The sequence below is a fragment of the uncultured Abiotrophia sp. genome (assembly GCF_963520105.1).
In the GTDB taxonomy this organism is placed as follows: Bacteria; Bacillota; Bacilli; order Lactobacillales; family Aerococcaceae; genus Abiotrophia.
Genome location: NZ_CAUQPN010000001.1, coordinates 86,756 through 111,759, shown reverse-complemented (window position 1 = coordinate 111,759; position 25,004 = coordinate 86,756). Strand labels below are relative to the sequence as shown.

At 48.1% G+C, this 25,004-nt stretch carries 24 protein-coding genes; 4 read left to right on the top strand and 20 right to left on the bottom strand.

All coding sequences use genetic code 11. The features are described from left to right. Positions 1-13: 13 nt before the first annotated feature. Together RWO08_RS00515 and RWO08_RS00510 are read right to left on the bottom strand one after the other, a co-directional pair. Positions 14-958 (bottom strand): 2-keto-3-deoxygluconate permease, encoded by a 945-nt coding sequence (locus RWO08_RS00515; protein ID WP_314210994.1) that lies wholly within the window; start codon positions 956-958, stop codon positions 14-16. 38 nt (positions 959-996) lie between these two features. Further along, entirely contained in the window at positions 997-1,746 is a 750-nt protein-coding gene (locus RWO08_RS00510) for an SDR family NAD(P)-dependent oxidoreductase (protein ID WP_311469131.1), read from the bottom strand. 311 nt (positions 1,747-2,057) lie between these two features. Here RWO08_RS00510 and RWO08_RS00505 point away from each other — a divergent pair, with 311 nt between their 5' ends. After that, entirely contained in the window at positions 2,058-3,152 is a 1,095-nt protein-coding gene (locus tag RWO08_RS00505; RefSeq protein ID WP_070756582.1) for a glycerol dehydrogenase, read from the top strand. Between the two features lie 48 nt (positions 3,153-3,200). On the opposite strand, the gene nrdF is transcribed toward RWO08_RS00505, so the two are convergent. From nrdF to nrdI, 3 genes are read right to left on the bottom strand one after another with little or no spacing between them, the layout of a single operon-like run. Continuing rightward, a complete protein-coding gene (nrdF, locus tag RWO08_RS00500) occupies positions 3,201-4,211 on the bottom strand; it encodes a class 1b ribonucleoside-diphosphate reductase subunit beta (protein WP_314210993.1) in 1,011 nt (336 codons plus the stop codon). A 12-nt stretch (positions 4,212-4,223) separates the two neighbouring features. Further along, positions 4,224-6,401: a class 1b ribonucleoside-diphosphate reductase subunit alpha gene (gene nrdE, locus RWO08_RS00495; RefSeq protein ID WP_314063119.1), complete on the bottom strand. Its 2,178-nt coding sequence runs from the start codon at positions 6,399-6,401 to the stop codon at positions 4,224-4,226. Further along, positions 6,394-6,759, bottom strand: a complete 366-nt coding sequence (gene nrdI, locus RWO08_RS00490; RefSeq protein WP_035363895.1) for a class Ib ribonucleoside-diphosphate reductase assembly flavoprotein NrdI — start codon at positions 6,757-6,759, stop codon at positions 6,394-6,396. The genes nrdE and nrdI overlap by 8 nt, the downstream gene beginning before the upstream one ends. 273 nt (positions 6,760-7,032) lie before the next feature. Here nrdI and RWO08_RS00485 point away from each other — a divergent pair, with 273 nt between their 5' ends. Next, on the top strand, positions 7,033-7,509 hold the full coding sequence (locus RWO08_RS00485) for a BlaI/MecI/CopY family transcriptional regulator (RefSeq protein WP_070756580.1): 477 nt from the start codon (positions 7,033-7,035) through the stop codon (positions 7,507-7,509). 62 nt (positions 7,510-7,571) lie between these two features. Here the strand turns inward: RWO08_RS00485 and RWO08_RS00480 are convergent, their stop codons facing one another. From RWO08_RS00480 to pepA, 14 genes are all read right to left on the bottom strand, one after another. Then, positions 7,572-8,393: a class A sortase gene (locus RWO08_RS00480; RefSeq protein ID WP_291431183.1), complete on the bottom strand. Its 822-nt coding sequence runs from the start codon at positions 8,391-8,393 to the stop codon at positions 7,572-7,574. 75 nt (positions 8,394-8,468) lie between these two features. After that, on the bottom strand, positions 8,469-9,422 hold the full coding sequence (locus tag RWO08_RS00475) for a LacI family DNA-binding transcriptional regulator (RefSeq protein ID WP_291427889.1): 954 nt from the start codon (positions 9,420-9,422) through the stop codon (positions 8,469-8,471). A 159-nt stretch (positions 9,423-9,581) separates the two neighbouring features. Continuing rightward, positions 9,582-9,980 (bottom strand): PTS sugar transporter subunit IIA, encoded by a 399-nt coding sequence (locus RWO08_RS00470; protein WP_314210992.1) that lies wholly within the window; start codon positions 9,978-9,980, stop codon positions 9,582-9,584. 122 nt (positions 9,981-10,102) lie between these two features. Then, the gene (locus RWO08_RS00465) at positions 10,103-10,309 is read right to left on the bottom strand and encodes a hypothetical protein (RefSeq protein ID WP_070756578.1); all 207 of its coding nucleotides are present in this window, start codon (positions 10,307-10,309) and stop codon (positions 10,103-10,105) included. 11 nt (positions 10,310-10,320) lie between these two features. Continuing rightward, positions 10,321-11,259, bottom strand: a complete 939-nt coding sequence (dnaI, locus tag RWO08_RS00460) for a primosomal protein DnaI (protein ID WP_314210991.1) — start codon at positions 11,257-11,259, stop codon at positions 10,321-10,323. A gap of 12 nt (positions 11,260-11,271) precedes the next feature. Then, positions 11,272-12,738 (bottom strand): DnaD domain protein, encoded by a 1,467-nt coding sequence (locus tag RWO08_RS00455; RefSeq protein ID WP_314210990.1) that lies wholly within the window; start codon positions 12,736-12,738, stop codon positions 11,272-11,274. A 33-nt stretch (positions 12,739-12,771) separates the two neighbouring features. After that, complete coding sequence (gene nrdR / locus RWO08_RS00450; protein WP_023390995.1) at positions 12,772-13,248, bottom strand: transcriptional regulator NrdR; 477 nt, start codon at positions 13,246-13,248, stop codon at positions 12,772-12,774. Positions 13,249-13,325: 77 nt separating this feature from the next. Then, positions 13,326-13,913 carry a dephospho-CoA kinase gene (gene coaE / locus RWO08_RS00445; protein ID WP_314210989.1) on the bottom strand — a complete coding sequence of 196 codons (588 nt, stop codon included), beginning with the start codon at positions 13,911-13,913 and terminating at the stop codon, positions 13,326-13,328. Next, entirely contained in the window at positions 13,906-14,784 is an 879-nt protein-coding gene (mutM, locus tag RWO08_RS00440) for a DNA-formamidopyrimidine glycosylase (protein ID WP_314210988.1), read from the bottom strand. Before mutM ends, coaE begins: the two co-directional genes overlap by 8 nt. A gap of 44 nt (positions 14,785-14,828) precedes the next feature. Next, positions 14,829-17,471 (bottom strand): DNA polymerase I, encoded by a 2,643-nt coding sequence (gene polA / locus RWO08_RS00435; RefSeq protein WP_314210987.1) that lies wholly within the window; start codon positions 17,469-17,471, stop codon positions 14,829-14,831. 158 nt (positions 17,472-17,629) lie between these two features. Further along, on the bottom strand, positions 17,630-18,961 hold the full coding sequence (gene murC / locus RWO08_RS00430) for a UDP-N-acetylmuramate--L-alanine ligase (protein ID WP_314210986.1): 1,332 nt from the start codon (positions 18,959-18,961) through the stop codon (positions 17,630-17,632). A 36-nt stretch (positions 18,962-18,997) separates the two neighbouring features. After that, entirely contained in the window at positions 18,998-19,846 is an 849-nt protein-coding gene (locus tag RWO08_RS00425; RefSeq protein WP_314210985.1) for a hypothetical protein, read from the bottom strand. A gap of 65 nt (positions 19,847-19,911) precedes the next feature. Further along, positions 19,912-20,541, bottom strand: coding sequence for a YtpR family tRNA-binding protein (gene ytpR, locus RWO08_RS00420; RefSeq protein WP_314210984.1), 630 nt, complete (start codon positions 20,539-20,541; stop codon positions 19,912-19,914). Between the two features lie 60 nt (positions 20,542-20,601). Next, entirely contained in the window at positions 20,602-21,681 is a 1,080-nt protein-coding gene (gene pepA / locus RWO08_RS00415) for a glutamyl aminopeptidase (protein ID WP_291431162.1), read from the bottom strand. A gap of 205 nt (positions 21,682-21,886) precedes the next feature. Between pepA and RWO08_RS00410 the strand changes: the two genes are divergently transcribed. Beyond that, complete coding sequence (locus RWO08_RS00410) at positions 21,887-22,219, top strand: hypothetical protein (RefSeq protein ID WP_268444765.1); 333 nt, start codon at positions 21,887-21,889, stop codon at positions 22,217-22,219. Between the two features lie 93 nt (positions 22,220-22,312). Here the strand turns inward: RWO08_RS00410 and pulA are convergent, their stop codons facing one another. Then, complete coding sequence (gene pulA / locus RWO08_RS00405) at positions 22,313-24,244, bottom strand: type I pullulanase (RefSeq protein WP_314210983.1); 1,932 nt, start codon at positions 24,242-24,244, stop codon at positions 22,313-22,315. Positions 24,245-24,490: 246 nt separating this feature from the next. On the opposite strand from pulA, the gene RWO08_RS00400 reads away from it, so the two are divergent. After that, the gene (locus RWO08_RS00400; protein ID WP_314210982.1) at positions 24,491-25,000 is read left to right on the top strand and encodes an HXXEE domain-containing protein; all 510 of its coding nucleotides are present in this window, start codon (positions 24,491-24,493) and stop codon (positions 24,998-25,000) included. The last annotated feature ends 4 nt before the right edge of the window (positions 25,001-25,004 follow it).

The window sequence follows — 25,004 nt, the reverse complement described above, 5'->3', positions numbered from 1 at the left end:
TGCTGGCCCTTTCTTAGATTGCTTTGCTGTTAATTCCCTTTTCCTGATTGCGCTTAGCTACCCAAGCGGTCAAAAGTGGCGTTAGAATAGCCGTCACGATAACGGAGGCCGTAATTTGAGTTGTGGCGATTGACTCCAGTCCCTTAAAACTAGCATCCACAGCCGCCAAGGCTGCTGGGGTCGCAATGGCACTGGCTGCCGTACTTGAAATGGCTGCACCGGCAATCCCGGACCCGCCTGTAGACCGGTCCACCCAGATAGCGACTGCCCCGCCAAGCGCGGTGGTCAGAATCCCTAAGAGGATACCCGGCAGACCGCCTTCAAGAATTTGGCCGAAGCTCATGTTGGCCCCCAAGCAGAAACCAACAATCATAATAATGGCAGGCACCCCATTGGATAGAGCTTTCTTCATAAAAGGAAAGGCATTCCCAAGGGCAATCCCTAAGACGAGGGGCAAGACCGTCCCAACCAAGTTCCAAATGGAAATATTAGCCAAGCCCGCTGAAGCTAAGGCCGCCATGGTCACCATAGGACCCACACTGAGGGTAGTAATACCCACCGCCCCGGCGTCAATTTCATTACCGTAGACATCGACAATGCCGGCATACATAGCATTATTGGCCACAGACATGGCCCCGATGATGGCTAGGGCAGACAGTCCTAGGAAATTATCGCCTAGGAGTTTGGCTACTAAGAGCCCTAGGACAACGGAGACGGCAATCTTGGATAGGATGATAGCTGCCCCGCGTCCTACCGCTTTAGGCGTATTTTTTAAGGAAATGGTCCCCCCAATGAAGAAGAGGAAGGCTCCGACTAGAGGCCCGGCACCCTTTACAATTGGGGTGGTGAAGCCCCCAATTTGTAGGACCTGTGGCATCAGGCTGTTAATGGCACAGCCGATAAACATAGGGATAATAATAATGTCCCCAGGGATTTTGAATTTTTTGGCTTTTTGCATCTTGCTTTGCTCCCTTCAGATAGATTGACTTCGAGACATCAACCATCTAAGGTAATGCCGCCGTCGCAGTCGCCAATTTCCCCAGTGATGAAGCTTGCTAAATCACTGGCGAAGAAGAGAATCATTTGGGCAATTTCAACTGGTTCGGCGCGTTTACCTAGCGGAATCATGCTGATGACACGTTGGCTCTTTTCAGCGTCTTCGGATAGGACGGTCGTCATTTCAGTCCGGGTGAAGGATGGGCAAACTGCATTACAGTAGATACCGTATTTACCACCTTCCTTGGCAATGGCTTTGGTCAAGCCATTCAAGCCCGCCTTAGAAGAGGCATAGGCAGCCGTCCCTAAGAGGCCACCCCCTAATTTAGCGGCTACTGAGGAGACGTTGACAATACGCCCCCCGCCCGCTTCCTTGAAATAAGGGAAAATCTGGCTGATGGTAGAGAAGCAACCAGTTAGATTAATGCGGATAGTGCGTTCCCATTCCTCATAGCTTAATTGATCAAATGGCTTAGCAGAGATGACCCCAGCACAGTTGACTAGAACATCAACGCGTTCAGGTCTAGACAGAATACTTTGCATAGCGGTCTCAATGGCCTGATGGTCACCTAAATCCATGTGGACAAAATCAACGGCTGGACCAAATTCTGCAATGGTTGCCCGAGCTGCTACCTCATTGATATCGGCGATAATGACGGAACCACCGCCTTCGACAATACCGCGAACGACTTCTTTCCCGATCCCATTGGCACCACCTGTGACAATGGCTCTTTTACCTGTAAAGTCCATGTTATCAGATCCTTCTTTCTAGGTTTGTCATAGAATTCTATGCTTTAAGTATAGCACTCCTGTCATCGAATTGAAAGCCGATTATATAAAATATGGTATTTTATTGAATTTAAGAATATAGTTTATACTTAGATAGAGATTGCCTATACCTCAGTCATAAAAGGACCTTTCCCCGACAAAAATTAGAAAATTTGTGAATCCTAATCACAACATAGTTTTGAAAGGCCTTTCACTTGCTTCACAAGCCTTCCAGTGCTAGACTAAGCTTATAGTGGCCTAGCCACAAATCTAGAAAGAAAAGGTGATGTTTGATGGAAAAAGTATTTGCAAGTCCTTCTCGTTATGTCCAAGGTAAAGGCGTGCTCAAGTCTGGCTTAGACCATATTCTCGCTCTAGGTAAGCGCGCACTCCTACTAGCCGACTCGACTGTTTATGAAATTGCCGGCCGTCAGTTAGAAGAAGACCTCAAAGCTCGAAGTGCCTTTGTTCACTACGAAGCCTTCCATGGAGAAGCTTCAGACGTCGAAATTGACCGCGTTAGCCAAGTGGGTCGTGACCTAGATATCCAAGTCATCCTTGGTTTGGGTGGTGGCAAAACCATTGATACCGCCAAAGCCATTGCTGACAAACTGCAGGTACCGGTGGCTATCTTGCCGACGGTTGCTTCGACTGATGCTCCTACTTCGGCTCTCTCAGTGATTTACTCAGAAGAAGGCGTCTTCGAACGTTACCTCTTCTACAGCAAAAACCCTGAACTAGTCCTCGTAGACACCCAAGTCATTGCCCAAGCTCCTGTGCGTCTGCTAGCTTCTGGGATTGCAGATGCCCTAGCTACCTGGGTTGAAGGACGTGCTGTCATTGAAGCATATGGCGCAACCATGGCCGGTGGCAGTCCAAGTATTGCAGCCGAAGCCATTGCCCGTGCCTGCGAAGCCACCCTCTTTGAAAATGGCCTACAAGCGCTTGCTGCAGCCCATGCCAAGGTCGTGACGCCAGCCCTAGAAGCAGTGGTAGAAGCCAACACCTTACTGAGTGGGATTGGTTTTGAATCTTGTGGGCTGGCTGCTGCTCACGCCATCCACAATGGCTTTACTGCCTTACACGGCGATATTCACAGTCTAACTCACGGGGAAAAGGTAGCCTATGGGACCCTGACCCAATTGGTATTAGAAAATCGTCCTAAAGAAGAATTGGACCGCTACATCCGCTTCTATCAAGCCTTGGGTCTCCCAACTACCCTGGAAGAAGTGAAATTAGCTGGCGTTGCCTATGAAGACCTAGTCAAAGTCGGCGCACTGGCCACCCAAGATGGCGAAACCATTCATCAAATGGCTCAAAAATTCACGCCTAGTGATGTGGCCGATGCCCTCTTAGCCTTAGACGCTTACGTACGGGAGAATTTCTAAACAAGATAAGCCAAAGAAAAAGCTAGGACCGCGGTCCTAGCTTTCTTTTTATAGCCACTTAGAATAGTCTTCGTCATCCATTGCTTCCACTTCACCCAAGAGGTAGCCGTTACCTACTTGTGAGAAGAAGTCATGGTTGGATGTTCCGGTCGAAATCCCGTTCATGACGATTGGATCAACATCTTCTGCTGTATCCGGGAAGAGTGGATCAAAACCTAAGTTTTGAAGCGCCTTATTGGCATTATAGCGAATGAAGACCTTAACTTTTTCAGTCCAACCGACTTGATCATAGAGGGACTGGGTGTACTTAGCTTCATTCTGGTAGAGGTCCATACAGAGTTCATAGACCCACATCTTGAGCTCCGCTTGCTGGTCTTCTGGCAATTCATTATAGCCCAATTGGAATTTATAACCTGTATAGGTCCCGTGGACGGACTCGTCACGGATAATGAGCTTGATGATTTCTGCCACGTTGGCCAACTTGTTATTACCTAAGTAATAAAGTGGCGTGAAGAAACCTGAGTAGAAGAGGAAGGTCTCTAACATAGTAGAGGCTGCCTTAATCTTGAGGCCATCACCCGATTGGTAGATTTCATTAATCTTCTTAGCCTTATACTGGAGTTGCTCGTTAGTGTTAGTCCATTCAAAGATCTCCTCGATTTCTGCCTTGGTATTTAAGGTAGAGAAGATGGTGGAGTAAGACTTAGCGTGAACAGATTCCATGAACTGGATATTGTTCCAGACCGCTTCTTCATGTTGGGTCCGGACAAAATCCTTCATGAGCGCCGCCCCTTCTTCTGATTGAAGAGTATCTAGGAGGGTCAAACCGCCGAAGGCTTTGGCCACTACGTCACGCTCTGCCATGGATAAGGTCCGCCAGTCATCCAAGTCATTAGAAACCGGAATCCGGGTATCCAACCAGAATTGCTCGGTCAGTTTTTCCCAGGTCAACTTATCAATCATGTCTTCGACCTTGTTCCAGTCGATGGCCTTATAGTAGGCTACTGGCATGTTGTTCTTCTGGGAAAGAATTTGGTTAAAGTATTGTTTGTCTGTCATGTCTGACGCCTCCTAGATCGAGCAGCTTTCGCATTCGTTGCTGCCGACTTCGTCGTTATTTTCCGTAAAGGTCCGCACATAGTAGATGGACTTGATGCCCTTCTTCCAAGCATAGTGACGTAAGATGTTAAGGTCACGTGTAGTCATCTTGTTGGTTCGGCCTTCTTTCCACTCATACATGCCTTCTGGCAATTCTGAACGCATGAAGAGGGTTAAGGACATGCCTTGGTCGATATGTTTTTGGGCCGCCGCATAGACGTCGATCACCTTACGCATATCGGTATCATAGGCAGATTTATAGTAAGGTAAGGTCTCATTAGACAACATAGGTGCTGGATAGTAGGTTTTCCCTGTCTTCTTCTCTTGACGTTCTTCGATCAAACGCGTAATTGGGTGCAAGCTGGCACTGGTCTCGTTGACATAGGAGATAGAGCCGGTTGGGGCAATGGCCAGACGGTTTTGGTGGTAGAGGCCGCTAGCCGCTACTGCTTCCTTGAGGGCACGCCAGTCATCTGCTGTTGGCAAGGCCACCTTGCTCATGATAGCTGCAACCTTTTCAGAGGTCACTTGGAAAGGTGCTTGGATATAAGCATCGAAGTACTCACCTGTCGCGTACTTAGAATTCTCGAAGTTGTCAAAACTCTTGCCACGTTCCTTAGCAATATTGTTGCTAGCTACTAAAGTGTAGTAGTTGAGGGCATAGAAGTAGGCTTCCGTCAATTCAACTGATTCTGGTGAGCCATATTCCATTTGGTTGATGGCGAAGAGGGTATGCAAGCCCATGCCGCCCAAACCAATGGTATGAGCCAAATCATTCCCATGCTTAACCGTTGGCACTGCTTCAATGTTAGAGTGGTCGGTGACATAGGTCAAGGCCCGAACCGCAGTCTCCACAGATGAAGCGAAATCAGGCGATTCAATCATGTTTGGAATGTTGGTTGAACCCAAGTTACAGCTAATGTCGGTCCCTAAGACTTCAAACTCTTGACGGTTGTTAATGTGGCTTGGCCGTTGAACTTGAAGGATTTCAGAACAGAGGTTGGACATGGTAATGGTCCCATCAATTGGGTTAGCCCGGTTAGCCGTGTCGATGTTGACAATGTATGGGTAGCCTGATTCTTGTTGGAGCTTAGAAATCTCATTCTCCAAGTCACGTGCTGAAATCTTAGATTTGCGGATTTCAGGGTTGTTAACCAAGTTGTCGTATTCTTGCGTAATATCCACATAGGCAAATGGACGGCCATAGATGCGTTCCACATCGTATGGACTGAAGAGGTACATAGGCTCATCTTTGGCAGCTAATTCGTAGAATTTATCTGGTACCACGACCCCTAAAGACAGGGTCTTAACCCGCACCTTCTCGTCCGCATTTTCCTTCTTGGTTGAGAGGAAGGAAACAATATCTGGATGGAAGACATTGAGGTAGACAGCACCGGCCCCGTTACGTTGGCCTAATTGATTAGAATAGCTAAAGCTATCTTCCAAGAGCTTCATTACCGGCACAACCCCGCTAGAGGCGTTCTCAATCTTCTTAATCGGGTCACCAGCAGCTCGTAGGTTGGACAGGTTCACCCCTACCCCACCACCAATTCGAGACAGTTGTAAGGCAGAGTTGATAGCCCGACCGATTGAGTTCATATCGTCAGAAATTTGGATTAAGAAGCAAGAAACCAACTCTCCACGGCGCTTACGCCCTGAGTTGAGGAAGGTTGGAGTTGCGGGTTGATAGCGTTGGCTGATCATTTCGTCCCTCAAACGTACCGCTAATTCCTGGTCCCCGTCCGCTAAGAAGAGGGCACAAAAAGCAATACGGTCTTCATAGCGCTCTAGGTAGCGAGCCCCATCGTTGGTCCGTAAGGCATATTGGGTATAGAATTTGAAGGCAGACATGAAGGACTTGAAGCGGAACTTCATCTTATAGGTGCTGGAAATCAGCTCCTTGATGAACTCCATTGGGTATTTCTCTATGAATTCCCGTTCGATAAAGTCGTTATCTACCAAGTAGTTAATCTTCTCTTCCAAAGAATAGAAGAAGACCGTGTTAGGGTTAACGTGCTCTAGGAAATAAGCACGCACGGCTTCCCGGTCCTTGTTGAGAGGGATTTTCCCATCAACAGGACGGTTTAATTCATTATTGAGTTTGAAGTAAGTGACTTCAGTCGGACGACTCTTTAAGACTGGTTTATCCAAGTTGTTCCACCTGCTCTTTCAATTTATTAACATCATTTTCGGATCCCTGAAATTCAAATAAGTGCAAGAGGGGCACTTGATAATCTCGGGCTAGATCCTTGGCTGTAAAACCAAATAAGGTATTAAAATTACGGTTCCCACCACCGGCAACGCCCTTAAAATAATGGCGGTTATTGCCTACTTCGATAAATTCATTCACTATCTCGGTTGCTTCCTTCTCATAAGTCGGCACGACTACAATATAGGGTTCCTGGACTTCAGTGAAGACGGAGTCTGGAGTAATCTCCAACAAGGGATAGTCTAATTTATGGACAAACTTACGCGTTTGACCCGTGATGGATAAGTAGACCACTAGCAATTTCAACACCTCCCTGAATAGATTTTTCAACATGTTCTATCTTACCATATTTGGGACGAAAAACAAGCCTTAAGCCCCAACATTTAGTGCACAATTCATCTAGACAACACAAGATATAGTGGTTTGAAAAGCAATCACTCGCTTCAAATCCGGTCCAATCGAGCCTTTTAACTAGGGCTCCCCCTATATCTTGTGCTCCTGGCTTGACAAGGGCTTCTGAGCCTACTAGACTAAGAGATGACAAATGTAATTTTTACAGAAAGGAGCCCGCTCATGACTGCCAATCTAAGCCAAAATAAATCAGATATGTATCATATTAGCGAGGCTGAGTGGCGGCTTATGAGACTGGTTTGGACTATGCCCGGTATCACCAGTCGTCAACTCATTGACACACTATCCGCCTCAAGTGATTGGAAGGTTGGGACCATTAAATCCCTGCTCTCGAGACTAATTCAAAAGGGCTATTTAGACAAAGCCGAAGGGATTAGCCCCTATCAGTTTTATGCAACGATTAGCCAGGAAGAGGCCACTCTCCTTCGCCTACAAGCAGCCCTTGATCCTGTTTGTCGAAAAGATCGCGCCCATTTTCTGGCCCGGCTATTAGCCAGCACACCATTAAGCCAAGCTGATTGCCAAGCTATCATAACGCAACTAGAAGAACAAGCCAAGACTGCTCCGGAGACCATCCCCTGTCAGTGTCCTCCTGGAGCTTGCCAATGTCACCATTCAAAAAGCCATCCCAAAGCTTAGTTAGACTATTATTTATCCCCTAAAACAAAACCCCAGACATTCTGTCTGGGGTTTCTACTTGTTTAGTTATTGGTAGGAACTGTCTGTTTGGCTTTGAAGGCATTGACCATATCTTTGGATGCTTCTTCAATAGGTTTAGTTTCCACTAGCTTAGCTTGAACAACGACACGCATGGTAAGAGTCGAGTCACAGGTAATCATGGTTAGGATTGGATTGGTTGTTGGTTCAATCAAATCCACACGACTTGGATCCACTTGATCGATGTAATTCACTTCATATTTATAGACCTTGTCTAAGTCTGTCAGATAGACAGCTTGGCCTACCTTGGCGTGCATCAAAGGTTCAAAAAGTAAGCCCTTATGAATGGAGTGATGGCTAGCAATAGAATAGTTAGATTCCCCCATTTTCTGGCTAGGAGTCAAAGTCCCTGCACCTAAGAACATCCCTTCATTGGTTACTCCCTTATAAATTGGTAAGTTCATGCCAACATCTGGCATGGCCACGCCACCTACAGTCGGAAGATCCTTGGCATTAATTCCATTTGCGATGACATCATAAGGATTAAGTGGTTTGATGACACCAAAGTCATAGTTCACTTCCTTCTTCTCATTCGCTTCAATCTCAGCCCGCTTATTACGGTCTAACTCAGTGACTGCATTCGCTTCCTGACCTTGACGGACCAAGTAGTTCTTGATTGGATCTAGCAAGAATAGCACTGCCGCCGCTAAGAAAAGCAAGATTGCCAGAAAAATCCGCCAAGAGAAGCCCCCTTTTCTTTTCTTCCCTTGTTTTTTCTTACTTGCCTTTGTCGCCTTATCAGGCTTCTTAGCAATTTTATTTCCTTGACGCATACGCTCAGTGCGCGTCATTCTTTTCTCAGTCATAGTCTATATATCCCCCTCTATCTACTTATGGTTCTTAGTTTATCATGTCACTAGCTAAATAGGAAGTAAAGCAACCTACAATCTAGTAGACCCTCTTTCCACCAAATCTGCTTCAAAGTAGCAGGCCCTTTCCTTGAGGCTTTCTCCCTCAATTAAGCGCATGAGCTGTTCCACACAGGCAATCCCCATGTCCAAGACTTTCTGCTTCACAGTCGTCAGCTGCGGGCTAGCAATCTGGTCTAAAAAGACCCCATCAAAACCAATAACCCCAACATCGTCCGGCATGGTTCTGCCCAGTGACTTGAGCCCCCGCTGAATGCCTAAGGCAATGCGATCTGAGGCACAGACGAAGCATGTGTTAGGTTCCAAATGCGCGTCCAGACGCTCAACCAATTCTGCTGCCGCGGTCGAGGAATTCCGTATGCGGTGAATTTGTGCCGTGTGATCTGGATGTTGCGCCAGAGCGTCTTGATAGCCTTGCTCCCGCTGGCGCTCGAAGTATTCCGGCACGTCAATCCCGACAAAGATAATGTGGTCATAACCTTTTTTAAAGGCATACTCGGTGGCCTTAAATTCAGCCTGCCGATTATCAGAATCAACAAAAGGCACCCCGTAGGTATTCTCCCCGTAGAGAATAAGCGGCTTGTCGATTTTGCGAATCCATTCATAATCGGATTCTCGCATACCCGTAATAATATAACCATCACTATTCCCTGTATCAATAGTGTTCTCCGTCATGAGCTGGAGGGAGTATTGGTACTTATCTAAACCTTTGGCAATCCCAGATAAGAGGTTCATATAATAAGGTTCAGTGGCATCCATTTCTTCCAGAATTAAGACCTTAACAATTAGGGTCCGGTTCTGGGCTAGGGCCTTGGCCGCCATATTAGGTCGATAATTGAGTTCTTCCATGGCCTGATAGACCAATTGCTTGAGTTCATCCGTCACCAGTTGGGGGTGATTGATTACTCGAGAGACCGTCATTTTAGAGACATTGGCCTTCTTTGCCACGTCTTTCAGCGTTGCGATAATGTCCACTCCTCTCTATCGATTTGCCAGTGTATTCTTTCCTATTATACACTAAAATAACCTGCTCTTGCGACTAAAAGCAGGTATTTTTTTAGGAAATTACTATGAATTTACTAGGAAATAAATTTAGAAGCTAGAGGCTGCGCATGATAAGGAAGCCTAGTTCCGCGCCTGCAGAACTCCCTTAAGAAGACCTTGGCGTCCTATGACTACTAAGTGATCCGCCAGGTTAGTCACTGAACTTGCTGTAGGTGCCTGATCAATGGCTTCTAAAATCATGGCCAAATTCGTTCCTGCCAGAACAGCGACTTGTGGATACCCCTGAGACAGCAGCATGCTGACATTAAAGGGGGTGCCGCCTTTAAAATCCGTTAAAATCAACAAACCCTCTTCCCCATGCCTCTCGACTCTAGCTGCGATTTGAGCTTGGTAGTCACTGAGATTGGTGCCTTCCTCAAAAGGCAACCAGTCGATAAGCTCCTGGTCACCAACAATCATCCTACTGGCTGCCGCCATGCCGGAGGCAAAGCCCCCATGCCCTGTCACCAAGACCTTCATCTGACATCCACTCCTTGCTTTTTCTTACTTCTATTGTATGTAACTTGAGTCCATCCGACAAGCCCCTAATCATAAGAAAAAGCCCAGTTCAAGCAGAACGGGGCTAAAAAGAATTGATTGGCCTAATCGCGAGGCTTAATATGTCGCAAATGGGTCAAGGCCAAAGCCAAGAAAAGGCTGTTAACAATCATAGGAAAGGCTAAGACCGTTTGCTTTTCCTTGAAGTAGTAGGCTGCCAGGACAAATAGTTGGACAGCCAAGACGATGACCATAAGGAAGCGGGTCATCCGATAACGCTTGGTCAATTCATTAGGTTCTGGTTGATTCATTGCTTTACTCCTTATCCTTGCCGTTTGAGTTGCCGGCGGTTTGGTCCATCGAGGGTGATTTCACGCGCTAGGTAACGAACCCGCTCCATGATACGGCCTGCCTTGGCTAGGCTAATGCCTTTTTGGTTATAGGTCAGGACTTCTTCGTATTCTTTCAGAGAGAAGTTGGAAGTGAAGAAAGTCGGTAACGATTCCCGCATACGATACTCTAGAATAATGGCCAAGACTTCGTCTCGAACCCAGCCCGACGGATCAGACTCGGCGCCCATGTCATCTAGCATTAAGACATCCACCTGCTTGACCTTATCCAAGTTGGCTTGGGTGCTATTGTCCCGAATAGAAGCCCGCATATCAGAAGCAAAGGTTGGGAAGTGTAAGAAAGTCACCGTTGCGCCCTCTTCTTCCACCAAATGATTGGCCAAAGCTCCCAATAAATAGGTCTTACCCACCCCATAAGGACCCGTAATATAGAGACCTTGTGCTGATTTAGGATCTTGGTGATAGGTCTGCATAAATTGCGTCACGGCATTGATTAAGGCCTGGCGTTCTGGCGAATCAATAATGTAATCAGCCAAATGAGCCTGGCGGACATCATCCGCCATCATGCGGTTATCTAAATTAGCGGCTTGGCGACGGGCCTTGAGGCTGGCCAAGTAATCGGTGGTTGGCTTGTAGCGGACATCAATAAAATTATGGTTAATGAATAATTCCGGCTGATAGCCTGGGTTAGTCCCTGCCTGTCCTGCTTCAATAGCCCGACGTTCTAGGCGAAACTCATTGAGTTTGGACAGGGAATTTTGAATCATCTCCCCGCTTAATTCTGCTTGATATTCTCGGAGGAAGGCTTGAATGGCTTCATCCTGGCGGACCAAGGCCACTGCCTGCTCATAAATTTCTTGCAGATGGGGCTGGTTCATAATCTGACGCATGACGTCTTGGATTGTCTCCATAAGATTCCTCCTCTAGTGGTCTAGCTCCTGGGCTGACCCTTTCTTAAATGGATTGACGAAGGTCTGGCTGGCTTGACTAGCAGCTGGGCTGGCCTCAGACTTGGCTTGACTTGATGCCTGACCTGAATCCTGACCTTCTTGACGTTGCTTGGCTAACCATGAAGGCACCACTTCTTGTCGCTGATGGCCGCCAGCCCCCTTGTGGGTCCGGCCATAAGGACGTCCCGACTCCTGGCTAGACTTCTTGGCTTGGGCCTGGCGCTTGTCTTCGATATAGCGAAAGACTTGGTGGACTTCTTTAATCCCCTTTTGCTGCCATTCATCCAGTAATTTTTCGAAATTAGACTTGTAAAGGTGGTCGCGCCCTTCCATGACCAAGAGGTAATAGACTGCTAGGTTGACAATGGCAGGCGACAATTTAACCTTTTCCAAGGCAGCTTCTAGGTTGTAGCCCTCTTGGTCGCTCCGGATGCCACCCTTGGCCTGTTTGACTTGCTTAAGAAAGGCTAGCGGTGGCAAAATCTCCGCCGTGGCAATAATTTGTGCCTGATTATTGCTATATTGGCCTTGTTCCCGCAAGGTTTGGGCGCGGGCTTGAATCTGGTCTTTGAGTTGGCCTGCTTGATTAGCAGCCGATTCCTTGCTGCTTAGGCTAGCCTTATAGCGCTTAGCCAAACTCGGTAATTGATCCATAGCAATTTGTTCCGTCTGGTCTTGGTAGGCCAATTTAATGACTGTCGCCACTTGCTCCTCGTTAAAGCCATAGACTTGATGGAGACTAGCCATTTGCTGGCGCAGTTCCCGAGTGAAGAGTCGGCTATTGACTTGAGCCGCTTCTAGTATATCCAGAACCTGACCATAACGGAAACTATCCTGACTCTCTTGGTCCAAGCTGGCTTCTGCTGGATTAGGGGCGGTCTGCTGACGGTAGGAGCCAGATAAAGCATCCTGGTTCTGCGCGTCTTTGATAGCTTGGTCTGATGGATAGTCGAAGATCTGACTGAAGGACTGGGTTACTTCCACATACTCGCTGGCATCCATTTCCTCCCATTCAAAGCGGCGCATCAAGCGATAGAAGGCTTGATCCCCAATCTTATTCATCAGCAGAGCCGCATAAAGGGGGTGCTGCAAGAAGCTCCCCACCTCAAGTGGCGCTATGACTTCATAGGACACTAATTGAGTCTGGGCATTGCCCTGGACCTTTTTAGGTTGATAGGATTTGAGTAAGCCCAAGGCCTCCAAGTAACCGCGGGCTTGATTTAAGTCGGCCGGCGAAACTTGCAGTTGATCAATCAGACTAGCATGCATGACCGCCGGGCTCCAGGTACCGTCCGCTCCTGCGTAATCCGTTAAAGACAGATAGAAGGCTAGCCCCACCGTGCCGATAACAGGCTGATAGCATTGGCGCAGGGTCACCTGCTGTAGCTGGGACAAGGGCGCTTGCTGCCGAACCCGAAAGGGCTGTAAGGGACTTAACATGATGGGACCTCCTTTCTAAAATTGACGCTTGGCTTATTTCTTATCGTTTTTCTCGCTTAAACGATCTTGCAGGGCTTGGAGTTCTTTTAAGAAACTCTCACGCGAGTGGAATTGGCGATAGACACTGGCAAAGCGAATATAAGCCACTTCATCTAATTCCATCAAGAGTGGTATCACAAATTCCCCAATTTGTTCTGACTCAATTTCCTGGTCGGTGATCTCGCGAATCTTGTTCTCAACTTGTTGAGCCAATGCCTGCATTTGTTCCATGGTAATAGGCCGTTTTTCAGCTGAACGCACAATCCCGCGCAGTAGCTTCTCTTGGCTAAATTCTTCTCGGGTACCGTCACGCTTAATGACTAGCAAAGGAATCTGTTCAATCCGTTCATAGGTAGAGAAACGATGCTTGCAGTTGAGGCATTCCCGCCGCCGCCGGATTGCCGCCCCACCATCAGCTGGCCGGGAGTCATTAACTTTGGAGTTTTGGTGATGGCATTTTGGACATTCCATAGGGTTCCCTCCTTATCTTCTGGCGCCAGATGGCGCTTTTCCCTTCTATTATAACGAATTCTTATCAGAGGAACAAGCTAGAGACGGCTTAAAGCCTGATCTACCTGGGCAAAGGTCGCCGCTAAGGTTCCCTGATTATCGATGACTAGATCTGCACGTTGGCGTTTGGTTTCAATAGATGCCTGGCTGGCAATGGCTGCCTCCGCTTGGTCCTGGCTCCAGCCATTACGGGCCATTAGCCGCTCTACTTGTAAGTCATGAGGCAGATAAACCACCCAGACCTGATCCATTTTTTGGTCATAGCCTGTCTCATAGAGTAAGGGGATATCGAAAAAGGCAAGCTGTGCTCCCGCCTGGGCCAGACGCTGACTCTCCGCCTCCAAGGCCTCATAGATGAGTGGATGCAAAAGCTGATCCACCTCCTGGCGCAACTGGGCATCTCCGAAGAGCCGCTGACCAAAGACTTGGCGGTTAAGGGCACCTGACTCATCCAGAATTTCCCTACCAAATCGCACCACCAAGCGCTCCAGGCCCTCTTGGCCAGGTTCCACTAGCTGACGGGCAATTACATCCGCATCAATCAAGGGATAGGCAAGTTCCTTCAAGTAGTTAGACACGGTGGATTTACCCGTGGCAATCCCCCCTGTTAAACCAATTCTAAGCATGGCCTTTCCCTCCTAGCGGATGCTTGAGGCGGGCTGATTGGCAATTCGGACAGAAATGGGTCCCACGCCCACCTAATTGGACCTTATGGATTAGGCGGCCACAACGTTCACAGGGCTCATCTACTCGGCCATAGACTGCCAAGGACTCCTGATAGGTTCCCGCTGCTCCCAAGGAATTGCGATAGGTCCGAATGGTAGAACCACCCGCCTGCACCGCCGCCGCCAAAATCTCAATAATAGCGGCATGCAGGCGTTTGACCTCATGGACGGTAAGGTCGCAGGCCGGTCTTTGCGGATGAATCCGCGCCTTAAAGCAGACTTCATCCACATAAATATTGCCTAAACCAGCCACCAGGGTCTGGTCCAGCAAGAGGGGCTTAAGTGCCCGTTTAGAAGACGCTAACTGAGCCCGAAAATGAGCCAAGTCAAAGGCTTCTTGGGTAGGCTCAGGTCCTAACTTCTTGCTGGCAAAATAGCTTTCTAATTGGTCCTTGGCCATATAAGAGAAGCGACCAAACTTGCGGACATCTTCATAATGGAAGTGGCTGCCGTCCTTAAAAGTCATGATCAGATGCACATGTTTGGGCTTGGTCTTAGGCTCCTGACCTGGTGGGTAGACATGGCACTTACCTTCCATTCGCAAATGAAAAACTAGCACCTGAGGACCAAAATCCAGCCATAAGTACTTGCCACGCCGCCCCACTGCTTGGATGGTCTGACCTCGCAAGTAGTCTTGCCACTGAGCCAATGTCTCTTGAGGCCTTAAGTCAATTAGCTTAGGCCAGAAAACTTGAACCTCAGCAATGGTCTTGCCCTCAATCAAACTAGTTAGGCCACGTCGTACCGTTTCTACTTCGGGTAATTCTGGCATAAGTCACTTCCTTTCTAGGCCGGGCTCGTCAAGGAGTCGAGGCCTTATTTTAGTTGATACCAGTTGCTACCACTGGCTGCCTCTACCTTGAGTGGTACTGATAGGCTAACAGCGCCCTCCATAACTTCCGGTACCAAGTCTTCTAAAATGGCGATTTCGTCTTGAGGTGCTTCTAAAATCAACTCATCGTGCACCTGTAAGAGCAGACGAGCTTGGAGGCCGCGTTGACGAATGGCCTGGTCTAAGGCCACCATGGCTACCTTAATAATATCAGCGGCTGTTCCTTGAATTGGCGTATTCATGGCCGTCCGCTCTGCAAAGGAACGCAGGTTAAAGTTGCTGGAATAGATATCCGGCAAGGCACGACGCCGGCCCCACAAGGTGCTGACATAACCGTCTTTCTTGGCTTGAGCCACGATTTCCTGCATAAAGGTCGAGATTCCTGGATATTCGGCCAAGTAGCGGTCGATAAAGGCCTTGGCTTCCTTACGCGGCATGTCCAAGTTCTGGGACAGGCCGTAGTCACTAATACCATAGACAATCCCAAAGTTAACCGCCTTGGCTTGGCGCCGCATGTCACTGTCCACCACCGCATCATCCGAAAGGCCAAAGACCCGTCGTGCAGTCGCCGCATGGATGTCTTGCCCCTCCAAGAAGGCTTGCTTCATGTGCGGATCACCTGAAATATGGGCCAGCACCCGCAACTCGATTTGCGAATAGTCGGCGCCAAAGAGTTGCCAGCCTGGTTCAGACGGCACAAAGGCCTGACGAATCTTGCGACCTTCTTCCATCCGAATGGGAATATTCTGCAAGTTAGGATCCGCACTGGATAAGCGACCGGTCTGGGTCAGGGTTTGGACGAACCGGGTGTGAATCTTGCCATCGGCTTGAATAAACTTAGGCAAGCCAGCCAAATAGGTTCCCTGAAGCTTAGCTAACTGGCGATAGGTCAGTAGAGCTGCCACAATGGGATGGGCATCCTTGAGTTTTTCTAGGACATCGGCTGCCGTCGAGTAGCCGGTCTTGGTCTTCTTAATGGCCGGCAAGCCTAAGCGTTCGAAGAGGATTTCACCCAACTGTTTAGGCGAATTAGGATTGAAGGCTTGTCCTGCTAATGTTTGAATTTCGGCCTCTAATTCTTCTAAGCGTGCTAAGAGCAAGTCATTCATCTGATCCAGGGTGTCCACATCAACCGCTACCCCTCTTTTCTCCATGTCCGTCAAGACTTGAGCTAGGGGGAATTCCATGTCTTGGTAGAGCTGAGTCATGCCCAAATCATCCAGTTGTTGGGTCAAGGGGGCTACGGCCTGGTCCAAAAGTGAAACCTTGTCGGCCAAGTGTTGGGCCAAACGCTCATTTTCTGGCAGAGCTTGTTTGACACCCTTGCCATAGACTACTTCATCCAGCTGGACTTGAATCCCCAAGTCTAGATAGGTCGCCAAGCTGGCTAGATCCTTAATCTTCTCGACATCAACCAAATAAGCCGCCAGGCCCACGTCGAAGGTCACACCTGCCAGTGTCAGGCCTTGATGGTCCAGCAAGATGCTGTCTCGCTTGAGGTCTGCACTGATTTTAGGAAGAGACCCATCTTCTAGCCATTTTCTGAAGGCTGAGCTAGCAAATGCGACTTGGCCACTTGTGGCATAAGTCTTTTCGCCTTGGGTCCATGCTACCGCCAGGACTGGTGCAAAGTGATAATTCTCGCTGAGAGTCTCCAGATAGAAGGCACCAGCTGCCTTGACATGGTCATCTTCAATTGACTCCAACCAGGTAACGGGATAGCGAGCCGTTTCTTGACTAGCGACGACTTCTGCTCCTTGATGCAGCTGGGCTAGGAAGCTACGGAAATCCATTTGGACATAAAATTCACTTAATTGAGCTAGGTCACGCTGTCCCAGTTGGCAATCATCGAGGGTGATTTCCAGTGGCGCATCTTGGACAATGCGGGCTAGGGACTTGCTGAGTCGCGCATTAGCTTCGTCCCGGATAATGTTTTCCTTCATCTTGGAAGGCTTGAGTTGATCCAGACCTTGATAGAGGCCTTCGACCGTCCCAAATTGATGGAGCAACTTAAGGGCGGTCTTCTCCCCTACCCGTTCAATACCCGGATAGTTGTCCGAGCTATCGCCCATCAGTCCCTTGAGGTCGATAATCTGTTGGGGCGTCAGCTGGTACTTGTCCCAAATGCTGGAAGGCGTGTAAGGCTCTAGCTCACTTACGCCCTTTTTAGTAATATAGACTGTCACTTGGTCGCTGGCTAATTGGGTTAAGTCCTTGTCCCCCGACACAATCATGACCTGGTCGTCTGGGTCTGCCGCCTTAGCCAGGGTGCCTAGGATATCGTCCGCTTCATAGTGGAGTAATTCGTAGTACTTGATGCCATAGGCATCCAAGAGCACACGAAAATAAGGCAGCTGCTCGCGGAATTCGCCTGGTGTTTTTTGGCGTCCTGCCTTATATTCTGAGTACTGTTCCGTCCGGAAGGTATGACCAGATTTATCGAACGCCACCAAGACATGGGTAGGCTTAAATTGGTCTAAAACCCCATCCAGCATGCGGTTAAAGCTAAACAAGGCATTAGTATGTAAACCTGCCTTATTCTTGAATCGTTCGATATCCAAAATGGAGAAGAAGGCCCGATAGGCCAAACTGCTTCCATCAATCAGTAAAATTTTGCGCTGGGTCATGGGGCGCCTCCTTAAGTGTTAATGATAAGCTCCTAGACTCTAATAGCCTGAAGCAAAGTAAATCAGCCAGTCCAGCAGCATCCCTTAGGACAAGCCGCTAAGAATGGCTGATCGTGATGACTTGTATTGAGTGTTAGGTCTTAGCCGCCAAGTGAGTCCTAGAGGACATTTGGATGTAGGCGGGCATATTCTTTTTCAAAGCGTTGGGCAATCTTATCCACATCACCCGCGCCCATAAAGACAATGACATCGTCCTTGTACTGCATAAGTGGAGACAGGTGCTCGCTAGAAATAATCTCCACCTCTTGGTCAATTAAGGCCGCCAAGTCTTGAATAGTAACTTCCCCACTTTGCTCACGGGCAGAGTTGAAGATGTCGCAGAGATAGACTTGGTCTGCTAGGTTAAGTGACTCAGCAAACTCGTTAAGCAGGGCTACTGTCCGGCTAAAGGTATGAGGTTGGAAGACTGCAATACAGCGTTTGTCTGGATAGCGTTGCTTGGTCGCATCAATGGTCGCCTTGATTTCGCTTGGATGGTGGGCATAGTCGTCAATGATGGTTAAATCACCCACTGTCTTAACGCTGAAACGACGTTTGACACCCGTGAAGGTCGCTAGGTTTTGGGCAATGGCATCTGCCGGGAAACCTTCTAGGGTCAAGACCGTAATGACCGCCAAAGCGTTCAAGATATTGTGCTTACCATAGGTCGGCACATGGAAACGTCCTAAGAACTTGCCTTCAAAGGTCACATCGAAGGAAGACCCATCTTGAGCCCGTTCAACATTGGTTGCATAGACGGTTGAATTGCTGTCAAAGCCATAGTAGTAGACAGGAATTGGCGCTTTTAATTGGCGTAGATAAGCATCCTCCCCACAGGCAATCACGGCTTTGGTGGTTTGGCCCGCAAAACTAGTGAAGGCTGAGAAGACATCATCAATCGAAGTGAAATAATCAGGATGGTCAAAATCCACGTTGGTAATAATGGCATAATCTGGCTCATAGGATAGGAAGTGGCGGCGATACTCGCAGGCTTCTAGACCAAAGTACTTGGCAGACTCCTGCCCATAACCGGTTCCATCCCCAATCAAGTAAGACAGTGGGGCTAAGTGCTTGAGGGTATGCGCCAAAAGACCTGTGGTAGAGGTCTTACCGTGACAGCCTGAAACGGCAATACTGGTATAACCCTTAATCAATTTACCTAAGAAATGATGGTAGCGGTAGATTGGCAAGCCCAATTCGCGCGCCCGAACCAATTCTTCATGGTCATCCCCGAAGGCATTGCCTGCAATAATGGTCAGGCCAGCTTGAATATTGTCAGCCGAGAATTCCATCATAGGCACACCCGCAGCTTCTAAGCCTTGCTGGGTGAAGAAGTACTTACCTACGTCACTCCCCTGTACCTTATAGCCTTCTCCTACCAGGATAAGCGCGAGGGCACTCATGCCTGAACCTTTGATTCCCACAAAATGATAGGTTGTTGCTTTGTCCATAATCAACCTACACACGTCCTTTCACTCAATTAATTTCTAGTCTTCAAATAATAAATAGCTGTCCTTGTCCTTACGCATACGGGCCAAAATCTCACGAGAGACCCCGACTTCCGTCACAGCTTGCGATTGCGGTGGCTGATAAGGTTTAGGTAGTTCCTTAGGTTGGAAACGTTCTGCCCGCGCCTGTCTTGCCACTTCCTGGCTATCTCGCCCATTCTCTAAAATAGACTGAAACTTAGCCTGGGCATCCGAGACCTGACGCTGGCTGCTGGCCTCATGGTGCTCCCGCTCTCTTTGGGCGCTAGCCTGCCAAGCCTGGCGTGGGCGCTGAGAAGTCGGAGCTTCTAAAAATTCATCCAGAACCTGGCGGTCTTGCTGTCGACGGCTAGCTTGGCCTGGCTTGGGCCAGTCATTTTGAGGTCGCCGCTCGGCTGGTGCTACATAGGCACGATCCAAACGGTCAGAATGGGTTTGTGGCAGTCTTAGCTCCTCACCCGGTCGATAGCTAGGCGCGGGACTTTCCTCTTCGATTGGCTCTGACATCATGCGTTCCCGCACCAAATCAGAATTAAAGCGCTGATTTGGGCTACTATTGCGGCGCTCACGGTAGGCTACCCGATAGTCAGCCTCTTCCAATGGCTCCTCTGTCGTAGCTAGCGGTGGTGTCTGACTGGCATCAATCATCTTTTGCGGTTGATCCCGCCAAGGTTGCTCATGATGATAGACAGGGCGATGGCCCCGGCTAGTCTCTTGCTTTTCTTCTAGCGCAGACTTGAATTTGTAAGGGGCGCCCTTGCTTGAAGGCGATTGGGATTCCCGGTTAAAACGTCGGTTGTCGTAATTTACATTCCGCTTCTGGTAAGCGGGCCCTTGGTAGTCCTTCATAAGCCCCTGTCCTTTCATCTTCTGGTCTTGCTTGATGCTGCTAGTTTGATCACCTAAATGGCTAACTAGCCTTGGTAGTGGGCGATGACTTGCTCAAGTGGTGTGCCGACTGCTAAGTCATCTTTCAATACCCAAATACCTGGTTTATTTTCAATGGCATCCAAACCTAGTTCGCGTGTAGAACAAATCATACCATTGCTGTCAACGCCACGTAATTGGCCTGGCCAAATGATTAAGCCATCTGGCATAACGGCACCTGGTTGAGCCACTAGGACCTTTTGGCCGGCTTCAATATTGGCTGCCCCACAGACGATTTGTAGGACAGTGTCAGCCGCTACACGTGTTTGCGTAATATGTAAGTGGTCACTATCTGGATGGTCAACACATTCTTCCACATAACCAACGACCAAGCGTGGTAAAGCATCAAAGCTAACCGCTTGATCGAAGCCCGCCGCCTGAATACGGTCATTGACTTGAGCCACTTGCTCAGCAGTCAAAGTTACAGGGCCCTCCCCAGTCAAGTTCAAGTCTGCCACTCCGAAGAGGTTATAGCCCACAATGGCTTGAGATTGATGATGACGCAGGGCGGTTACCTGACCTTTGCTATCTGGGTCAATCTCGTGTGAGGAAACTGGACCACTAGTGAGAAGGAGCACGTCACCGACGCCTCCAGGATTATAGAATGCTAACCACATATTATTTCTTTTCTTCCTTTCGTCTACTTATCTGATATATCAATTCTATTTAAGATGTCCTTAGACATTGGCGCGAATGGTCGCTAAGGTTGTCTTGTCGAAAGTCTCTAAGACTTTGATGACCATTTCCTTGGCTGCCTCATAATCATCCATACGGAAAAGGGTTTGGTGACCGTGAATGTAACGGGCGCAGACCCCAATGACAGCTGAAGGGACCCCATCATTGCTGACATGGGCGGCACCCGCGTCGGTTCCACCTTTGGAGAAGAAGTATTGGTATGGAATCTTGTGGGTTTCTGCTGTATCTAACAAGAACTCACGCATACCGCGATGGGTGATATGGCCTGGATCTTGCACCCGCAAGAGGAAGCCACCCCCTAACTGTCCAAACTTGTCCTTGTTACCGTCCGTATCATCGGCTGGCGAACAGTCTACAGCAATAAAGGCATCTGGTTGATAGCGATGAACGGCCCCTTTGGCCCCACGCAAACCGACTTCTTCTTGAGCGTTAGCCCCCGCAATAATGGTGGCCGCTAACTCCTTGTCTTTGACTGCCCGCATGGCTTCTAACATCACAGCGCAGCCATAGCGGTTATCCCAAGCCTTGCCGATTAGGGCTTGCTTGTTGGCTGTCCAGACAGTTTCTGTCTTAGGTACAATAGAATCACCAGGACGTACGCCATATTCCAGGGCTTCTTCGCGGGAAGTAAAGCCCGCATCAAAGAGGATATCTTCAGGCGCCACTGACTTAGCTGCCCCATCCTTGCCCCGTAATAAGTGAGGAGCCACAGATGATGAAATGCAGACATAATCTCCCTTGCGAGTTTGAAGGGTGTAGCGTTGAGCTGAGATGCTATAAGGGTTCCAGCCCCCAATAGGTGTCACCGTTAAGAGACCATTCGAGGTAATCTGACGGACCATAAAGCCCACTTCATCCATATGAGCTGCCAGCATGAGACGTGGTGCTTCTGGATCCTTGGCATACTTAGTCCCATAGAGGTTGCCAATCCCAGACACTTCGATCTTATCAACCAAGGGTGTCAACTCTTCCTGCAAGAAGCGACGAACCTGCCCTTCATTGCCCGAAATCCCTTGTAATTCGGTCAGATGTTTGATTAAGTCAAAGCCTTGTAATGTCATGCCTGTCGCGGTCGCACCGCTACCTCCTTCGCCATTATAAATAGGTAGATTTTACTCTTTTTATTATCTCACGAGCGCTTAGTAAAATCAATGAATTGTACTCGAATTTGTGTTACACTAAGAGTACGGAGCACAAGCCTGTGCGCCCCCACCTACCGCTCCCTGATGGAGCGCGCACCATGCCTATGAAAGAAGGAAAAATACTATGTCATCTACTCCACGTAAAGGCCTCATCGGTGGCCTCCTACTCTTAACCGGCGCTATTGTCGGCGTGGCTGGGACCCTCTTTTACTTGGAATCCCAACCTAAACGCCCGAGCCGGGTCCTAGCCGAAGTTAAGGCTGAATTTGCTAAACAAGGACCGATTGAAGGTTCTTGGATTCACTATGTTCCGGTTGAATACCCTGAATTAGAAAGCCAACCTCAAGTTTATATTGGGGGCATTAGTCGCTATGAAGGGGAACAATTGGTTCACTATCAATTCGTCTGCGATATTTACACCGGTCAAATTCTAGATCTCTTCCCTGTAGAAGGCTAAGTTAGATAAGTTTGGAGTCGCTTTAGCGGCTCTTTTTTTGCATGCTGACAAACAAAAATCCGACCACTTGAGTGGTCGGATTGATTTGTGTACTTATTCTGCCTTCTCAACGCGTTCCAAGACGGTCACAGACAGGCCTGGCATTTCGTAGTGACCATTAAGGTCGAAGACTTGGCCTTCTTCCAATGGTGCCGTATAGTCGACGATTACCTTGCGGTAGAGACCATGTGGCAGATAAGTAATTGGCATGCGCCAATCATTGGCATTAATCATAACGAAATAAGCAGAATTCTCATCTTCCAATTGGTAGGCAATGACGCCATCATGTAACTGATAGACAGCCAAGGAGTTGAGAATTTCATCATAAGAGTTTTGGCGGAAGAGTGGTGAGCTCTTACGCAACTTGATTAAGCCACGGACATAATCCACCGTGTCTTGATGTTCCGCTACTCGGTTCCAGTCAAATTGGTTGATTTCATCCGGTGCATTGTAGGTATTCTCTATCAGTCTCTTGGTTCTTAAGAATTCTTGACCAGCATGAATGAAGGGAATCCCTTGCGCCAAGAGGACCAAACTGGTCGCCATTAAGGCTCGACGAACACGAACTTCTTCAGAATCATGCGGATGAGTGTAACACAACTTGTCATAAAGGGTTAAGTCATCGTGGGCCTCAACATAGTGGACGACTTGGTCTGGACTAGCATAAGCCGAGTTAGGAATCCCTACTAAGAGGTTCTGAGCCACTAACTTTTCTAAATCAGGACGTCCATTGACATAGCCGCCTTCTTGCTTGTTGAAGTTACCACCTTTGAGGGCATTACGAATGGAATCGTTAAAGTGAGCCACTCCAGGCATACGGTAGGCATTGTGTTGGGCAGCCTTGTCTTCATAAGGCAACATAGTCCCCAGGTTCCAACCCTCGCCTAAAACGATAATGGAAGGATCAATTTCATTCAGGGCTTGACGTACGGCCAACATGGTTTCAACGTCATGAATCCCCATTAAGTCGAAGCGGAAGCCATCTAATTTGAATTCTCGTGTCCAGTAAAGAATGGAATCCAAGATATAGCGGCGCATCATATAGCGTTCAGAAGCGGTATCGTTGCCGACCCCCGTCCCATTAGACAAGTTACCTGCCTGGTCATAACGGAAGAAATAACCTGGTACAATCTTCTGGAAGGCTTGCAAGTCAAACTGATAAACGTGATTATAGACCACGTCCATAATGACGCGCATACCATTGTCGTGAAGGGTCTTAATGGTTTGCTTGAGTTCTAAAATCCGGCTAAGCGGATTATAAGGATCCGTCGCATAGGAGCCTTCTGGCACATTGTAGTTCTTAGGATCATAGCCCCAGTTGTAGGCTGTTGGTTTGGCTTCTGTCTCATCTACTGTCGCGTAATCATAAATTGGTAATAATTGCAAATGGGTAAAGCCCAGCGACTTAAGGTAGTCTAAGCCAGTGATTTGGCCATTAGAGGTATGAGTGCCTGCTTCGGCAAGCCCTAAGAACTTACCTTTGGCTGAAATGCCCGAATCTTCCGCTACTGAGAAGTCGCGGACATTGAGTTCGTAGATAATAGCATCGGTCGCCTTGCCAAAAGACGGCATACGGTCAAAGCCCTCCACTTGAGTGGCTGCTGGGTTGACCACTACACTGCGGTCACCATTAACTACTGCCGCAATGGCATACGGGTCTTGACTGCGTTTAAGGCCTAATGAACCATGGTCTAATAGGTAAGTGTAGGCAGTTAAGTGCAAGTCTCCTAAAATCTCGATCACCCAAGTACCGCGTTCACCACGTCGCATGACGTGGGCACTAGCTAAGTTGCTATCTGGCTGGTTGGATTCATAAATTTCAACGGTCACATTCTTAGCCGTTGGTGCCCAAACGATAAACCGTGTTGATTGTGGTGTGTAGAAGGCACCTAAAGGTCCGTCATAGGCAAATTCTTGATCAAAATCAACCGTTCTGACTGCTTTGGTAGCCAATCCCACCGCCTGATTTGGATTTAAATCTGTCACAATATTTCTCTCTCTTTCTATGTATACGTATTCTCACGCATAGTGTACCGCAAACGGTGCTCAGAAACAAGTCTTTAGCCTTACATTTTAGCTCATATCTGATGAGAAAACAACTAATCTTATGCGATTCTCATCTTACGACCCAAAGTCTCATCTAGCTGTCTATTTTATACATGCAGTATGATTGAAATACTGGTCTTGAAGCGCTATAATGCAAATGTAAAAAGCTAAGGGAGGAAGCAAATTATGGAAAATCTTTTGTGGTTATTTCCCGTCATTTTTATGCTACATGAGATGGAAGAAATCATTGGTTTTGGTCCATGGTTGGACAAAAATCAAGCGATTTTAGACAAGTACCCTAGAATTGCAGCTGCCTATGAACACTTTTCCCCTTCAGGCTTTGCAGTGGCAGTCTTAGAGGAGTATCTAGTGGTGATTATCATCACCGGCGCTAGCCTGTATTTTGCTAACTATCTGGTCTGGTTGGGAGCCTTTATAGCCTTCAGCCTGCATCTCTTCATCCACCTGATCCAAAGCATCCTGATCAGAAAATATATTCCTGCCCTAGCTAGCAGCCTAGTGCTGCTTCCCCCCAGCATCTTGATTATCAAGCAAGTAATCGATCAAACGAACTATAGCCTCCTAAGCCTCCTAATCTGGACCTTGCTAGGGCTAATTTTCATGGTGGTGAACCTGGCTTTTGCCCATCAATTGATGCGGTTAGTGACGAAAACCGTTAAATCTCAGAAATCCTAGTCCC

Bases quoted from the DNA above. Each gene is read 5' to 3' on its own strand.
- RWO08_RS00515 (WP_314210994.1), bottom strand. From the start codon at position 958: ATGCAAAAAGCCAAAAAATTCAAAATCCCTGGGGACATTATTATTATC.
- RWO08_RS00510 (WP_311469131.1), bottom strand. From the start codon at position 1,746: ATGGACTTTACAGGTAAAAGAGCCATTGTCACAGGTGGTGCCAATGGG.
- RWO08_RS00505 (WP_070756582.1), top strand. From the start codon at position 2,058: ATGGAAAAAGTATTTGCAAGTCCTTCTCGTTATGTCCAAGGTAAAGGC.
- nrdF (WP_314210993.1), bottom strand. From the start codon at position 4,211: ATGACAGACAAACAATACTTTAACCAAATTCTTTCCCAGAAGAACAAC.
- RWO08_RS00485 (WP_070756580.1), top strand. From the start codon at position 7,033: ATGACTGCCAATCTAAGCCAAAATAAATCAGATATGTATCATATTAGC.
- RWO08_RS00480 (WP_291431183.1), bottom strand. From the start codon at position 8,393: ATGACTGAGAAAAGAATGACGCGCACTGAGCGTATGCGTCAAGGAAAT.
- RWO08_RS00470 (WP_314210992.1), bottom strand. From the start codon at position 9,980: ATGAAGGTCTTGGTGACAGGGCATGGGGGCTTTGCCTCCGGCATGGCG.
- RWO08_RS00465 (WP_070756578.1), bottom strand. From the start codon at position 10,309: ATGAATCAACCAGAACCTAATGAATTGACCAAGCGTTATCGGATGACC.
- dnaI (WP_314210991.1), bottom strand. From the start codon at position 11,259: ATGGAGACAATCCAAGACGTCATGCGTCAGATTATGAACCAGCCCCAT.
- RWO08_RS00455 (WP_314210990.1), bottom strand. From the start codon at position 12,738: ATGTTAAGTCCCTTACAGCCCTTTCGGGTTCGGCAGCAAGCGCCCTTG.
- nrdR (WP_023390995.1), bottom strand. From the start codon at position 13,248: ATGGAATGTCCAAAATGCCATCACCAAAACTCCAAAGTTAATGACTCC.
- coaE (WP_314210989.1), bottom strand. From the start codon at position 13,913: ATGCTTAGAATTGGTTTAACAGGGGGGATTGCCACGGGTAAATCCACC.
- mutM (WP_314210988.1), bottom strand. From the start codon at position 14,784: ATGCCAGAATTACCCGAAGTAGAAACGGTACGACGTGGCCTAACTAGT.
- polA (WP_314210987.1), bottom strand. From the start codon at position 17,471: ATGACCCAGCGCAAAATTTTACTGATTGATGGAAGCAGTTTGGCCTAT.
- murC (WP_314210986.1), bottom strand. From the start codon at position 18,961: ATGGACAAAGCAACAACCTATCATTTTGTGGGAATCAAAGGTTCAGGC.
- RWO08_RS00425 (WP_314210985.1), bottom strand. From the start codon at position 19,846: ATGAAGGACTACCAAGGGCCCGCTTACCAGAAGCGGAATGTAAATTAC.
- ytpR (WP_314210984.1), bottom strand. From the start codon at position 20,541: ATGTGGTTAGCATTCTATAATCCTGGAGGCGTCGGTGACGTGCTCCTT.
- pepA (WP_291431162.1), bottom strand. From the start codon at position 21,681: ATGACATTACAAGGCTTTGACTTAATCAAACATCTGACCGAATTACAA.
- RWO08_RS00410 (WP_268444765.1), top strand. From the start codon at position 21,887: ATGTCATCTACTCCACGTAAAGGCCTCATCGGTGGCCTCCTACTCTTA.
- RWO08_RS00400 (WP_314210982.1), top strand. From the start codon at position 24,491: ATGGAAAATCTTTTGTGGTTATTTCCCGTCATTTTTATGCTACATGAG.